The organism is Vibrio sp. Scap24 (assembly GCF_013394185.1).
In the GTDB taxonomy this organism is placed as follows: Bacteria; Pseudomonadota; Gammaproteobacteria; order Enterobacterales; family Vibrionaceae; genus Vibrio; species Vibrio pomeroyi.
In genome coordinates, this window is record NZ_CP041333.1 from 1,350,477 (window position 1) to 1,364,054 (window position 13,578).

At 44.3% G+C, this 13,578-nt stretch carries 13 protein-coding genes; 4 read left to right on the forward strand and 9 right to left on the reverse strand.

Annotation, left to right across the window (positions count from 1 at the left end):
* Positions 1-4: 4 nt before the first annotated feature.
* Both FLM53_RS21450 and FLM53_RS21455 read right to left on the reverse strand, forming a co-directional pair.
* Entirely contained in the window at positions 5-1,024 is a 1,020-nt protein-coding gene (locus FLM53_RS21450; RefSeq protein ID WP_176679486.1) for a DUF2955 domain-containing protein, read from the reverse strand.
* Positions 1,014-2,135, reverse strand: coding sequence for an HlyD family secretion protein (locus tag FLM53_RS21455; protein WP_176679485.1), 1,122 nt, complete (start codon positions 2,133-2,135; stop codon positions 1,014-1,016). The genes FLM53_RS21450 and FLM53_RS21455 overlap by 11 nt, the downstream gene beginning before the upstream one ends.
* Positions 2,136-2,293: 158 nt before the next feature.
* On the opposite strand from FLM53_RS21455, the gene FLM53_RS21460 reads away from it, so the two are divergent.
* The gene (locus FLM53_RS21460; RefSeq protein WP_176679484.1) at positions 2,294-3,289 is read left to right on the forward strand and encodes an AraC family transcriptional regulator; all 996 of its coding nucleotides are present in this window, start codon (positions 2,294-2,296) and stop codon (positions 3,287-3,289) included.
* 28 nt (positions 3,290-3,317) lie between these two features.
* Here FLM53_RS21460 and FLM53_RS21465 read toward each other — a convergent pair whose 3' ends face one another.
* A complete protein-coding gene (locus FLM53_RS21465; protein ID WP_176679483.1) occupies positions 3,318-4,379 on the reverse strand; it encodes a sensor domain-containing diguanylate cyclase in 1,062 nt (353 codons plus the stop codon).
* A gap of 118 nt (positions 4,380-4,497) precedes the next feature.
* Positions 4,498-5,502 carry a Solitary outer membrane autotransporter beta-barrel domain gene (locus tag FLM53_RS21470; protein ID WP_176679482.1) on the reverse strand — a complete coding sequence of 335 codons (1,005 nt, stop codon included), beginning with the start codon at positions 5,500-5,502 and terminating at the stop codon, positions 4,498-4,500.
* A gap of 368 nt (positions 5,503-5,870) precedes the next feature.
* Between FLM53_RS21470 and FLM53_RS21475 the strand changes: the two genes are divergently transcribed.
* On the forward strand, positions 5,871-6,338 hold the full coding sequence (locus FLM53_RS21475) for a hypothetical protein (RefSeq protein WP_176679481.1): 468 nt from the start codon (positions 5,871-5,873) through the stop codon (positions 6,336-6,338).
* Positions 6,339-6,447: 109 nt separating this feature from the next.
* Here FLM53_RS21475 and FLM53_RS21480 read toward each other — a convergent pair whose 3' ends face one another.
* From FLM53_RS21480 to FLM53_RS21500, 5 genes are all read right to left on the reverse strand, one after another.
* Positions 6,448-7,695 (reverse strand): carbohydrate porin, encoded by a 1,248-nt coding sequence (locus tag FLM53_RS21480; protein ID WP_370779548.1) that lies wholly within the window; start codon positions 7,693-7,695, stop codon positions 6,448-6,450.
* A 76-nt stretch (positions 7,696-7,771) separates the two neighbouring features.
* On the reverse strand, positions 7,772-8,431 hold the full coding sequence (locus FLM53_RS21485; RefSeq protein ID WP_176679480.1) for a DUF3299 domain-containing protein: 660 nt from the start codon (positions 8,429-8,431) through the stop codon (positions 7,772-7,774).
* Between the two features lie 80 nt (positions 8,432-8,511).
* Positions 8,512-9,891 (reverse strand): amidohydrolase family protein, encoded by a 1,380-nt coding sequence (locus tag FLM53_RS21490; RefSeq protein WP_176679479.1) that lies wholly within the window; start codon positions 9,889-9,891, stop codon positions 8,512-8,514.
* Positions 9,892-10,170: 279 nt separating this feature from the next.
* On the reverse strand, positions 10,171-11,151 hold the full coding sequence (locus tag FLM53_RS21495) for an AraC family transcriptional regulator (RefSeq protein ID WP_176680064.1): 981 nt from the start codon (positions 11,149-11,151) through the stop codon (positions 10,171-10,173).
* Positions 11,152-11,330: 179 nt separating this feature from the next.
* A complete protein-coding gene (locus FLM53_RS21500) occupies positions 11,331-11,759 on the reverse strand; it encodes a PACE efflux transporter (RefSeq protein ID WP_176679478.1) in 429 nt (142 codons plus the stop codon).
* Positions 11,760-11,898: 139 nt separating this feature from the next.
* On the opposite strand from FLM53_RS21500, the gene FLM53_RS21505 reads away from it, so the two are divergent.
* The gene (locus tag FLM53_RS21505) at positions 11,899-12,801 is read left to right on the forward strand and encodes a LysR family transcriptional regulator (RefSeq protein WP_176679477.1); all 903 of its coding nucleotides are present in this window, start codon (positions 11,899-11,901) and stop codon (positions 12,799-12,801) included.
* Positions 12,802-13,183: 382 nt separating this feature from the next.
* Positions 13,184-13,528, forward strand: coding sequence for a thiamine-phosphate diphosphorylase (locus tag FLM53_RS21510; protein ID WP_176680063.1), 345 nt, complete (start codon positions 13,184-13,186; stop codon positions 13,526-13,528).
* Positions 13,529-13,578: the final 50 nt, after the last annotated feature.

The window sequence follows — 13,578 nt, forward strand, 5'->3', positions numbered from 1 at the left end:
AAAATTAGGGCTGATTTTGTAGAAACTTCCAATTCCTGGTTTCAAGGAAGAGTGAAGCCAAAATCATATAAACTCCAATTAACACTAATTGGAATATACGTATGAATGTGTTGCTGTCGATATCGCCTGAGCTCATCAATGTGCTTCCTACAAGTACCAATAAAGTACTGAATGCAGTGGCGAAAATCGGTGCTTTTTCTGGAACGGTATAGATCTTAGTAGCCATAAGGATGGCGATAAGTCCTATAAATAAAGAATAGAAGACAATATTGGGAACAATAGAAAGGATTGAAAAAGCAGCAATCGCCAACAAGCCTCCAATACCGTTACTGATGACAAGAAACGCGCTCAGTTTTACAGACTTTTCCGACGTGATCATTAATGACAACAACGCGATAAACATCATGGTTAGCAGTGCTTCAGATATCTGAAAGATAAAGAAAAAGCACACCACAGGATACGAGATAATCATCGCTCTAAAGGCTGCATACCAACGTTGTTTCTTTTCGAGTGGCGCAGCCGCGAAACCTGAAAACTCCGATTTGGGTTCAGGAAAGAACACATGCACTAAGGCAAAGATCATCACCGAAACTACGCCCGATGTTGCCAAACCAGATGCCAACAACACCGAAACACCCGGATTATCAATGGCCATGAATGGCAGCATCAACACAGCAATCAGCAGTATGGTAGCGAACAGATTCCACTTTGGATCGACAAACAGGTAATAACCCCACAGCATCATCAGCCCCACTAAAACCAGCAACGGGATGGGATAATGGGTAATACCACGAGACAGCAACAAACCTAACGCCATGGTGGCAACCACCGCCAACAACAATTCGTAGACGGTTTCTTTGTGCAGATTAGGTTTATCGATTAAGAACTTAGCGGTGAACACTGGCGCAACAAACGCAAGTGGCCAGTTAATCCACGCCGCCAAAAATACAGCCAACGTGACCCCGACGGTATACCGCAGGATCCGTTGCTGTGTTTGTTGGTCGAGTGCGGGCTTATCGGACATAAGACAATACGCTAATAAATCGAATCCAAAGCTTGCCTATCGCATTGAAAACAAAGTTATCGCCGCTATAAACAATCACATCTGCCTGACCACCGACACGTAACATGCCTTGCATGGTGTCACGCTCAAATTCGATGGTGATTGGAAGCATTTGAGTTTGGCGCAACCAGCCCGTTTGTTGGCTAGCCTGAGCAAGCTTACCCGCTTGATCGTTCTGTCCCCAGTCAACACCCCAATCGATACTGCTGACACGGCCTTTGACAATTTGACCCGGAGCAAAATCAAGCGCGACTTCCACTTCATCACCCACCGCAACATTACCTAAGCTGTTCTCACGATAATAAGCCTCGATCCAGATGTCTTCTGTGGATACAAACGTCATAATCGCTTGTCCTGCAGAAGCATAGAAACCTTCAGAAAGGCTAAAGTTAGACACACCACCTTGGGTTGGCGCTTTGATAACGGTGCGTTCAAGGTTTAGCTGAGCCTGTTCCAACGCCAGTAATGCCGCTTTCACTTGGCTGTTCTCTTCACCCTCTTTACCCATCTGCTGCTTGGCACGTTCCAAATCCGCTTCAGCGTTAGTCACGCCTGCACGAGAAGTTGCTAACGCAGCTCTCGCCTCATCAGCGTCCGATTTTGACATCACGCCCTTTTCAGCCATTTCCAGCACACGTTTCGCTTGAAGCTGAGTGTTTTGTTTCTCGACCAAAGCAGAAGTTAATTTAGCTTGTGCAGAAGCGATGTTGGCGGTTTGAGCACCGACATTTTGCCCAGCAATCTCAAGATTTTGCTCGGCTTGTTGCACCGCAATTCGGTAATCAGATTCATCAAGAATCGCGAGTGTGTCACCTTGATTAACCAATTGATTCGGCTTAACTAAGATATCAAGCACTTTGCCTGACACTTCAGGCTTAATAGGAACGATGTAACCCTTCACGCGGGCATTATCGGTGATGGGTATAATTCGATCAGCAACAATGCTGAACAGCAGCGTGAATACCACAAACCCAAGCAGGTAGTTGGTTACCTTTCTTACCTTATCCTTGCCATTCTCTGGTTGGCTACTTTCTTCATTGTCGTCTTGCTTGTTCCCTTTAACTTCAGACATGGAACTCCCTTCTCAATAACTAACATCAACAAAATTAATATCTTAAAAATAAACCTGACCATGGAAAACTCAAGTAAATAGGGTTAGATTTACTAAACAAAGTGTCGTAAATGATATGCACGTCCAATTATGTATCAATGCACAAGGATTGATTGATCATGGCCAACAGCTCTTATCAAGTACCCGTTATACAAACCAGTTACGCCAAGATCTTAGTCCAAATATTTACTGACTATGGATTAGACCTACACAAACTGCTCGAAGACTCGGGCCTACCACCTGATCTTATTGAGTCAGAGAGTGACTTTGTGCCGTCGGAATCCATCAAACGATTGATTTATCTGACCTCATCACAATTGGGCGTTTCCCGATTTACGGATGTACTTGGCCTTGCATTTAGACGAAGAATCATCCCATACGTCTTGCATCAATTTACCGAGTTCGAAACCATTGGCGACTCGTTAAAACACATCAACACGATCTTCTCTTATGACTCGCCCGGCAGTAGTGTCGATTTCGTTGTTGAGCATGGCCAAAGCTGGTTTTGTCGAACATCGCCTGATGAACCCTCATCGATGTTCCAGTGGGGCGAAGTATTTGCCATCACCTACATCATTGAGCTAATCACGATTCTGTCTCACTCACCTTGGCAACCTACCAAGATACGTTTGCAAGGACATGACACCGACATCGTCAAAACGCTGGTTCCAAGCAATTGCCAATTGTTCATCGACCACAGTTCAACAGCTGTGATGATCCCTGATGAGATCCTACAGCTTCCCATTCGCCTCACTGCCAAAGACTTAAGCAATAAGCCCGCGATCATTGAGTGGCACACCAGCTTTACCGACAGTGTTTACGAGTTACTTAAGCCTTACATGAAAGAGCAAGACCTCTCACTTGAAGAGGCCGCGGAGCTGCTTAATTTCTCGGTAAGAACCTTTCAACGTAAGCTTAAAAACGAAAACACCACCTACCGAAAGATCAAAGAGAACCTGATGTTTTCTGTCGCCTGTGAGCTGATGGAAGAAGGTCACACGCTGACTTACATCTCTAGCCAACTGGGTTACACCAACATCTCGCATTTCTCTAGAGCCTTTAAGCGTGTGTCTGGTCTTACGCCGAAGATCTACCAACGCTCGATTTCGGCTTAGACACCGTGAAGTTCGTTAGTTAAATAGATTAACCCAGCACGATCGGAGCTGGGATGCCTGAACTCGAGCTACACACCCTATTTCGACCATTCCCTTTGGCACGATAAAGCGCCCTGTCTGCACTGCGATAGGTCGCTTCTGCTTGCGCCTGTATTTCAGACACACCGCTGCTCACGGTTAGGTTCAAGGTCGTGCCTTTGGTAATCACTTCTTTCAATCGATACATGGCTTCAAACGCATCCGCCAAGTTAGTTTCTGGCATTAAGATGGCAAATTCTTCACCACCAACACGAGCCACGATGTCAGTATCTCGGCTGTTGTTTCTCAATAGTTCTGCAACCTCTTTGAGTGCCGTATCACCTTGGTCATGGCCGTGGTTATCGTTAATGGATTTAAAATGGTCCAAGTCGATCAGAGCGAGACAAGATTGCGTGTAGCCATAACGTTCCGCGAGGTTTGAATAGTGGTTTAGATCTTTATCGAAACGACGTCGGTTCCAACATCCTGTGAGGGAGTCTGTTTCCACCAACATTCTTAATCGACGCTCTAAGATCTTACGTCGGCTGATATCAGTAAAAGTGACCACGTATTTTTCATTGTGTGGCAGTAACTCGGTAAGCTTTTCAACAACTACATTTACTGTGAAGTGTTCACCAAGGCGGCTGACACCACTCAACTCACCTTTCCATCTGTGATTTTGCTTGAGCGAGGTGGATATGGTCGAGATCAAGCTGCTGTTGTTCATAAAGCAGAGGTCAGAAATAGGACGCGCTTCGACTTGGTCGAACACATAACCAGAGACTCTAGAGAACTGTTGATTGACCTGAATTATTCTTAATTGACTGTCGAGGATAATAAAACCGGCAACACCGTCAATGATCGCCTCAGACAAGCTGTTCTGGCTCTGAGTCATTTCGTGTCGATACAGGCGTGCGGTGATCAGTGTGCTAAGAAGGAACAACGCGCACACAGAAAAAACCATAGCTGCGGTAGAAGCAATGCTCAGCAACCACAAGCTAACCAACGTATTTAGGACAAGTGCAGACACCACGTATAACGGGGCTCTGCGGTCAAAATTCAACTTGTTCATAATGTGCTCGGGTGATGGACAGAGCGCTATGATGACTAAGTTTTATAAACAATATTTACCATTTTACGACACATACAAATTCAAATTATATGAGCACTTTGAAGATCAACAACTTATGCTAGTTATTGAGTAAGAAGAGCAAACTGCCACCACTGAGCGAACTGCCGTAGTTGAAGTTAATCCCGACACCGAAATTATCAAAGAAGTAAGAATCGTAAGGCACATCGAACACTAAGCCTGCACCAAACTCATAGTAATAGTGGGTATCGAGTGGATCTGTGAGATCCCCTGCTACGTCGATTCTTCGCAGGTTATAGTGAATTTGAGGGTTCTTTAACGACCAAGCATCCAATGCCACATTTTGTCTGAATTCAATCTCATTGATAAAGCGCAAACCTTCAGGGTTACCGATATCGCCATCATTGGCTTCCCCCCAGCCCGTTCCATAGAAATAACGCGCTCTTGATGAGACATTCCAACTTCCCCACTCTTGTTTCTGCAGGTATTTGAGTTTCACCGACGGCTCACCAATCAATGCCCACGCCGAAGTGTTCAGCGCGTATCCGTCGAGCTGAGATTGAAAGGCTTGAGAGTAGCTGTTTTTATATTCGTATTTATTGCGGTAGTAGAGCAAGTGAGTGCCTAAGCCATAAACGATAGACCAATGTTGGTTTAAATGGCTTTGAGCGCCGAAAAAGCCATACAGGCCCAATACTGAGTCTTTATTGGGGTTTACTCGACGGTCTGATGTGACATCGGATGAAATCTCAATATCCTGCTCAGAGAGCGCATAAGACCCGCGCACCGACCAAACCAAATCTAGGTCAGGATCGTCGGTTTTAATCAGGGAAGAATAAGGAATAGAGCCGACACTGACTTGGCTTCGAGTGTCGATGGTTTTATCGGAGCCAAAACCACTGTCGTTTAGATTGATGAACGAGTTAGGATCGAAATCCACAAAACCAATAGAGACGGCATCGCTGTCTGTAAGCGCAATAGAAACGGCGAATATCTTTTCCAAGCGATGTTGAATCGCCTCATTGGACGCATAGGCCGAGGAAGAAATAAGGCCCGTTAAGAGTACAGCGATAGAAGGGGGATATAGCGATTGGGGTGAAAGCATTAAGTTGACTCCATTCAAACTTATGCTTCAAGTGTAATTGGTAATTTAACTATTTCAATCAGATAGATAATAGTGTGGTTGATACCCCTCTCAGTTCCGATTGTAAGAGTGTCGCCAAATCTATTGAGCCCCAAAGCTCTTCTACATCTTGGATTCTAAAGTGAATAATCATATCTACCTCTGTTTAAATCTTAGGCTCATGCCGAGAACTCGTCCGAGAACTCATATTGAATCAATCTTGATCGGGATACTTACCATAATGCGCCACGCGCACTTTAAGAACTGTTTCGCATCCTGAGCAATAAGCGTTTGAATATCCAATATTTATCTCCTAAGTTTTTTATAACCCTTTACTCAGGAAGAAGTAGATGAGCAATATTGAAAAAGTATATGGATTTAATACGCCCCAGCGGCTCTTTGTCGGCTACACACTCGCAGTACTCGTTGATTTAACCGTTCTCAATTTTTTTGATGAATACTGGGACTTCGTTAATATCGAGTCATTCACCATCTCATTTGCTGCCGCTATTTTGCTGCAGCTGTTGCTCAAACTCTCTATCGGCTTAGAACATAAGCTCGCCGATTACTTCAAGTCGAAACCCGGTACTGCGCCTAAGATTTACAGAGGCTTGTCTAGCTACGTAATTCTGGTAGGTTCAAAGTTCGTGATGCTAGAAGCGATCAACATCCTATTTGGCGACAAAGTCGATTTTAGTGGCCCTTGGAACGGTGTGGTCGCCTTCTTTGCCGTGGTGTTTACGATTCTGATTGCCGAAGTGATTGTTTCTAAAATCTACTTTGCACTGGATGACACGCAGAAAGTCGAAAAAGCCTAAACGCTCGATTAGATTAGGTTTAATCGAACTAGAAACAAAAAAGTGAGCCGCTATGGGCTCACTTTTTACGTTTAGCTTTTAAGTCTAAACAAGATAATGGTTAACAAAATTAGATAAACACTCTCGCTCTAATACCGAATACCCAAGCGCTACTCTCATTAGAAAACGCAGGATCTTTGATGTACTGGATATCAGGTGTCAATTGGAGGTGATCGCCAAACTGCATGTTGTAGTAGATCTCAGCTGTCCATTGTTCTGCGCTGCCACTTATCGCTTTCGCATCAGCTTCAAAAGAATCACCGTTCACTTCAGCCCAGTTCAGCGCAACACCTAGGTTATTGGTTGGCTTTCCTAACCCGAAATAACCCATACCAACAGAAATTGATTTATCGTAAAGGGCAACATCCCCTTCTGAGAAACCACCACGAACAAACGGCATCACTTGCGGAGTCATAAACTGACTCCATGAGAAATTAACGCCAGAGCCACCTTCCGTAGCAAGGCTATTACTATGGCGAGTATCGTCACCAAAGTCCCAGAAAGTCACGTGGAAATTATCGGTATAGATTTGCTCTTGCGAAGCCGTCCAACCTAACTCCAATGTCGTAAAGTAAGACGCATCGCTACCAAAAGCAGTATCAAAGCCATCAAAAATATCATCTGACTTACCGTTTGCATCGGCAATACCACCGACCACATAGAAGTTCTCGCCCAGCATATGACCCGCAGAAAGAGCAAGTACGCCATCATCTGGCAATCCCATGGCGCCGGAACCTGTCGAGAACGCCAAATTCGTAAAACCAGACCAAGGACTTGCTAGAGCGTAAACATCGGCGTAGTTCGTCACATCCTGCCAACCGACAACGATAGTGCCTTTGCCATCATTGATTTTTTGCTTCCAATTTAAGTCCGTAACTCGAAAACCTTGATCACTAAAAGCTGGTGCTATCAAGCCTACATATCCAATTTGGTCTGAACCTATAAAGCCAAACTCTTTTGGTGAAGTATTGCCATACGCATGCCTATGTTCCACCTTCCATACCAAGCTACCTGAGTTCTCTGTGCCATTTCCCAGTAGATGCCATGAGCCGTATAGTCGTGCGACGCCTGATGATGCATTAACGCTATCGCCACCAGCACCATCCCCAGAAGTGAGGCCTAAAGCAAAGTAATCCGCGCCAAATGTAAAACCATCTGCAGCAAGCTTTTTACGCCAATCCAGTTGCTGATCTTTTTGTTTTGAAATTGTATTTTCAACCGAATCTGGACCTTCGAAGTTTGTGCTATATACCGCAGGGCTCATTGAGGTTGCTAGCACCATCACAGCCATACTTACTTTAGATAATCTTGAATTCATCTTGTCACCAATGCTTTTTGAGTGAGTTCTATTTTATTCATTGCTCACATTGAAAATTGTCATTTGATGACAACCATTAATTTTCTTTCTCGTAATAGTCTTCAATCATCGAAGCTTTCATTTCATACCCCATGGTGAGGTTGCTTTTACCATCGACTAGGAAGACTTCTTCAGTCACTTTGTTCGAGCTAAAGTCACCTTCTACCCACACTGGGTATTGAACATTCTGTACCTGAAAGCCTTCAGGGAAAGATACACGCACAATCTGATTTGCTGGCGGAGGTGGCATGTGAATACACGCGCCCGCCACTGGCACTAACAGAAACTCGATTGCGGTCATGCCTTCGGAGAACTCTAAAGGCACGATGAAACCCGGAACTCGCACTTTCTTGCCGTCAAATTCTGTCGTGATAGCTTCAGCGTTCGCCTTCATGGTTTTCATGTATTCGTCACGCAGCGCGATCATTTCGTCTGCATCAACGCCCTGCTCTTTTAGCGTTTTTTTAAGTAATAAAGCCTGTTGTTGAGCTCGCTCTTCCTCTGATGCACTCATTGCTATCACACCTTGTAATAGACGCATTTGCTGATCGGTGAGATCTGGCATTTCTAACTTCATTTCGTGAGAGCCTGAATTCAGATCTTGCCACTCAAGATTCATCGCTGTTTCAGCAAAGGTAGGTAAAGCGATGATGGTCAGTGACATCATCGATAGGATAAGAGAAAGCGTTTTTTGCATAAGGACACCTTGAAGAGAGGTGACCTACCGAAGTAGGCCGCCTATTGAAGCTTAATTTTTAACTGAATAGTCGCGCTGTGTTACAGCGTGTTTTTGTAGACCTTGCCATCTTTCATGATGACTTTGATGGTATCGATTTCAGGGCTACGCGGCTCTGCGTCAAACCATTTTTCGTTTGCGCCAATCACTGTTAAGTCTTCAAGTGGGTTGCCTTCTACAATGATGATATCGGCGTATGCACCCGCTTCAATCACGCCCAACTTACCCTCTGGATATGGGTCCATCACACCAGACAACTTAACGATTTCGCCGTTTACTGATGTCATGCCTTTCAGAGTGAAGAAGTTACCAAGCTCTTTACCCGCAAGGTAAATCGTATGATCGGTTTGCTTAATACAAGAAACCACATCACCAACACAGTCTGTGTGGAAGCCCCATTTAGGTTGGTATTTGTTTACGTTCGAGATGTAGTCTTTGAACGCTTTAGTTGCAGATTCCGCTTTACGCTTAGATGCAGGGTTCGAGTTAATCGCCTCAATCTGTGTTAAGTAAGGCGAGAATGCCGTCATGTTGGTTGTGATGTAAGCACCTTTGTCTTCCATCTTGTCGGCAATATCACCATCGAACATGAAGCCATGCTCAATCGTTTTAACGCCCGCATCTAGGTTACGCATGATCGCTTTTTTGCTGTAGGCATGAGACATCACGTAAGAACCGTACGCATCGGCAATTTCCACTGCAGCTTCAATCTCTTCCGCAGACATCGCATTCAGTTGCCAAGGGTCAAATGATGAAGCTACGCCACCCGATGACATGATCTTAATTTGAGTATTGCCTTGTTTGAAGTTTTGGCGTGCAGCGGCTTTGATTTCAGTAATACCGTCTGCGTTAAAGCTCACGCTATTACGAGCCATGCTGGTCGTTGAACCGAAGAAGTGTTGGTTAGCTGTGGTTAGGTTACTGAAATCGGCGTGTGAACCCGTTGGGCCAATAAATGCGCCTGATGTGTAGAGTCTTGGCCCCGGCAACATGCCAGAATCGATCGTTTTACGTAAGCCTGTGTTTAAGCCACCAGCATCACGCCATGTAGTAAAGCCTGATTGAAATGCAGCATTAGCGTTGACTGTCGCACGAGCGGCCAGTTCTTCAATCGTACGGTTGTTTTCGTGATCGCTAAGGTTACCGCCATTCAACAGCAAGTGACCATGGCCTTCGATTAAGCCGGGCATCAACGTTTTGCCTGTGCCATCAATCACTTCAGCTTCACCAGCCTCGATCGGGCTTGCAGAGATTTGTTTGATAAGATTGTCTTCAACCAATACATGATGGTCTTCGTACAATTTGTTTTCCGTACCGTTGAACACATCTACGTTAGTAAATAGCGTTGATGCTGCATTTGCAGAGAGAGCAAATGAACACGAGAGCGCAACAACAGAAAGCTTTAAGCCTGAATTATTCATTTTTACACCTTGATTCCGTTTGTTAGTGGCGTCCACTTCCCATAACGATTCCGTAACTACCAATGAGTGTTATGAGGTTTCAAAGGTGTTTTTATTGGCCGTAACACTCACGAAAGACTAAATAAAAACAACTCATCCACATTCAATAACTTAGTAGTGATACTGCCAGCCTTCAAGGTTGATAAATGGCCATTTGGTGACAATGATTAATTCTGCGTACGGTCTCCGGTTATCTGTTAGATGATTTCATTGATATCTACGAGCTTTGACTTATCGACTTTAACTATGTTCTTTACGGTACTGTCTTGGAGTCATGTTCATCTGTCGTTTAAATGCACGAGTGAAATGAGAAGAGTCGGAATAACCCATCTTTGCACCCACTTGAGTAATCGATAAATCCGGTTGTTTGAGCAAATCCAAAACCTGTTCCAACACCATCTCTTCTATCAAAGCTTTGTACACCACTCCTTCGTTTTCCAAGCGGCGTTGAATGGTTCTGACATGAATATTCAGAATTTCAGATGCCAAGCTAATCGGCAGTTTCCCCATGGTGAGATAAGGCTTAATCACTAACTTAAAAGCACTCAGAAATGAGCTAGGTAAAGGGCTGGCGAGTTCGAGTTCTTGGGGCACTTTGGTTAACACAATCGGCTCAAGCATGATCTCCTCAGGTATTTCAAACGCAGTCACAGGCCTGTGCGTGTAAAACTGAGCACCGCCCATTTGCGGAAGAGATTGAAAGCAATCGAGATCGCCACTTTGAATACCGATTTCCGATGGTTTCCAACGGCCTTGCGTTAATACGGAAAGCAGCTCATTGATAAAGATAACCGAGAACAGCTCTGCAAACTTAAACCAAGGCGCATTCGTAAAAGGTTTTTCGCGAACAAACCACCATTTGCCACCAGACTGCTTGGTGTAGAGGTGCGCGCCATTCGAGACTTGCTTTAATTGCTCGGAAAATTGGTCGAGCGCACTTTTTAGCGAATCCTGATTGCTCAGTTTAGCGACGAACCTAGGGACATAGGTTTGTTTGCAGAAGCTCCACATAAACAGTGCAAATTCTTCTCGTGACTCCGACTCACCCATAATATTGACCACATTTTTAATGGTGGTCTCAGGGAGGTACTCGTAATGATCACTGCTGGTGAGAATGTCATTGGGAATTTTGGCACTGCGTAGCAAGGTATAGATCTCGCCGTCGATATTTTTGAAAAGCTCAGCAAAAAGCTCGACTTCTTTCTTATCTACAACCGTCATTTGAGGGGTATTAGGCATCCTTTCCTCTTAATCTGTTCTTTCACGAACTCAAGTTATCACCTTGTTTAAGATAGCAGAATAAATGACGATTGACCTAGGCTTACTAACCGAAAACCTCCGCCAAAATTACGTATAAACAATCGGTTAGTAGTCAAACTAGCGTTTACTGATTTGGTAGATTACTGAACTGCCAGCTCGGCTCTGCGTACCCAGAATGCTCGAACATGGTCGTAAATCAGATTGAATACAAACGCGTAAATGGTAATAAAAATGGTCACGCCGATATCCATTAAGAACGCCTGCCATATACCCACGTTAAGTAGGTAAGCCATCACTGGGATAGTCGCTATCAACAGACCAGCTTCGAACAACACCACGTGAAAAATACGCAATTTCAGCGAACGCTTAGATTTTTCACCCGTGAAGTAGCGATCAAAAATGCGATTGAAACAGTAGTTCCACATCATCGCGATGGTCGCGACAACTATCATGGTTCCTGATAAGGCATTCACATCGTGATCGGTAAATATCGCCAAGCCTATAATTGAAAGTGTTACGGCCAAGACTTCGAATAATACTGAGTGGAACACTCTTTCTAACGTACTCATACATTCCTCTAAATAATCTAGTATGTGTTGGATTAGCTAGGATTATGTCATCGGAAATAATAAGAGAAAGTTAACAGCCATCACGAATAGTGATAGCCTAAACGTTATCACCCCAATTTGGTTTTGAGCGAGAGGTAGTATGTACAGCTTTGAGCAACTAAAAGTCTTCGTCACTGTGTGTGAAAGTGGCTCTTTTTCGGCGGCGGCACGCAAACTGAAACGCGCTCAATCCGGCGTCAGCCAATCGATCGCCAATCTAGAAATTGCCATCGACCAAGAACTGTTTAACCGAGAGAAAAACATCCCCGTTTTGACCAACACAGGTAAAGCGCTATTGCCTGTCGCCAAGTCGATTCTCGACCAACAAAAGTACTTCGATCAAAAAGTAGAATCACTGACACAAGAAGATGAGCACGAACTGATCATTGCTGTGGATGAGAGCATCATAGATAAGAATTTCATCAAGATAATCAGTTCATTAGCGGATCAATTTCCAATTACGCACTTCGATATTATTACAACCTCTACCTTCGATGTGGAAGACTTAGTAAGACGCGGGAAAGCGCAGATAGGTATCATCTATGCGGATGGTGAGCTTAAGGTAGATATGGACTTTTTCTTACTTGGCCAAGCACGCTTTCTAACCGTCAGTTCCGCCACACACGAACTCAGCCAAATGCCCGTTGTGCAAGATTCCGACTTAAAACGTTACCGCCAATGCGTGCATCGTAGCTCAAAGCAACGTGAGCTGTGGTTCACCTACGGGATTAGCTCAATGCTCTGGTATGCGAATAATCATAAAACCATCATCGAATTGGTCGAACAAAATGTTGGCTGGGCAAATGTGCCAGAAATGATGGTAATGGAAGGCATTCAGAAAGGTGACTTGGTTGCTCTGCCAGTGGCACACGAGCATGGCGGCTGGATAACCCCTGTCGGTTGTTTAGTATCACGAAGCCACATTAATGGACCTGTGCTAACCAGTTTGATTGAGAAATTAGAAGGGTATTCACTGCAATACAATCAATGGCAGGCAAACTAGCTCAACACTACATTGCAATATCGGTAGTGCGTTTCTCCGTACTACCGCATTTCTACACGTTTCACCGATAAATATCTTTGTCGTCTGGATAAAACACCCTAGTTGATGTACCAAAGTGACCTAACTACACTGCGATCCCAACGGGTTTGTCTTTTCAAACGAATGCAGACAGACCCAAATCGCTCTTTAAAACCACTGACCTAACTTCAAATCTCCCACATTAGTGTTCTGCATCGCAGCCACTTATGACAGCCTCAACTAGATCACTTTTTGAATTTAATTCACCCCAGTTTATGAGCGCTCTTTGAGTGCTTTTCTATATCTAAATGAACCTTTTGGAAAATTTGTCGTGAACGTTTTAAGAAATATTTGCCCTGAGAAAATGGGTAAAGAGCGTAACAAACGAGAGTATGATTTACGCGTACTTAATTGTGTCAGTGAAAGCGAATATGAATCGCGTATGGCTGTTTGGAATAGCCTAGCGTTAACTGCTACTCCGTCTGCTTCGGAAACAAAAGGCTTCATCGATGAGTCTTTCAACAAGCTTCAGCAAGACCTGAAAGACGCTAGCCGTGAGTTATCGATTAACTACACCGACTTCATCGCAATGGCGCACGAAGAGATCAATTACATTAAGATTTTCGTTGCTGATAAAACAGCGCAATACGGCTGGTACGCTGCGATCGTTCTTATGATCATCGGCACCGTTGCTTTGTGTATTCAGTAAGTTAAAACACACCTTTACTGGCTACTGCATCGAGCGCTTTAATGCGCTCT

What these genes read in the sequence shown, in the direction of transcription:
- FLM53_RS21450 (WP_176679486.1), bottom strand. Translation starts at nt 1,024, where the DNA reads ATGTCCGATAAGCCCGCACTCGACCAACAAACACAGCAACGGATCCTG.
- FLM53_RS21455 (WP_176679485.1), bottom strand. Translation starts at nt 2,135, where the DNA reads ATGTCTGAAGTTAAAGGGAACAAGCAAGACGACAATGAAGAAAGTAGC.
- FLM53_RS21460 (WP_176679484.1), top strand. Translation starts at nt 2,294, where the DNA reads ATGGCCAACAGCTCTTATCAAGTACCCGTTATACAAACCAGTTACGCC.
- FLM53_RS21465 (WP_176679483.1), bottom strand. Translation starts at nt 4,379, where the DNA reads ATGAACAAGTTGAATTTTGACCGCAGAGCCCCGTTATACGTGGTGTCT.
- FLM53_RS21470 (WP_176679482.1), bottom strand. Translation starts at nt 5,502, where the DNA reads ATGCTTTCACCCCAATCGCTATATCCCCCTTCTATCGCTGTACTCTTA.
- FLM53_RS21475 (WP_176679481.1), top strand. Translation starts at nt 5,871, where the DNA reads ATGAGCAATATTGAAAAAGTATATGGATTTAATACGCCCCAGCGGCTC.
- FLM53_RS21480 (WP_370779548.1), bottom strand. Translation starts at nt 7,695, where the DNA reads ATGAATTCAAGATTATCTAAAGTAAGTATGGCTGTGATGGTGCTAGCA.
- FLM53_RS21485 (WP_176679480.1), bottom strand. Translation starts at nt 8,431, where the DNA reads ATGCAAAAAACGCTTTCTCTTATCCTATCGATGATGTCACTGACCATC.
- FLM53_RS21490 (WP_176679479.1), bottom strand. Translation starts at nt 9,891, where the DNA reads ATGAATAATTCAGGCTTAAAGCTTTCTGTTGTTGCGCTCTCGTGTTCA.
- FLM53_RS21495 (WP_176680064.1), bottom strand. Translation starts at nt 11,151, where the DNA reads ATGACGGTTGTAGATAAGAAAGAAGTCGAGCTTTTTGCTGAGCTTTTC.
- FLM53_RS21500 (WP_176679478.1), bottom strand. Translation starts at nt 11,759, where the DNA reads ATGAGTACGTTAGAAAGAGTGTTCCACTCAGTATTATTCGAAGTCTTG.
- FLM53_RS21505 (WP_176679477.1), top strand. Translation starts at nt 11,899, where the DNA reads ATGTACAGCTTTGAGCAACTAAAAGTCTTCGTCACTGTGTGTGAAAGT.
- FLM53_RS21510 (WP_176680063.1), top strand. Translation starts at nt 13,184, where the DNA reads ATGGGTAAAGAGCGTAACAAACGAGAGTATGATTTACGCGTACTTAAT.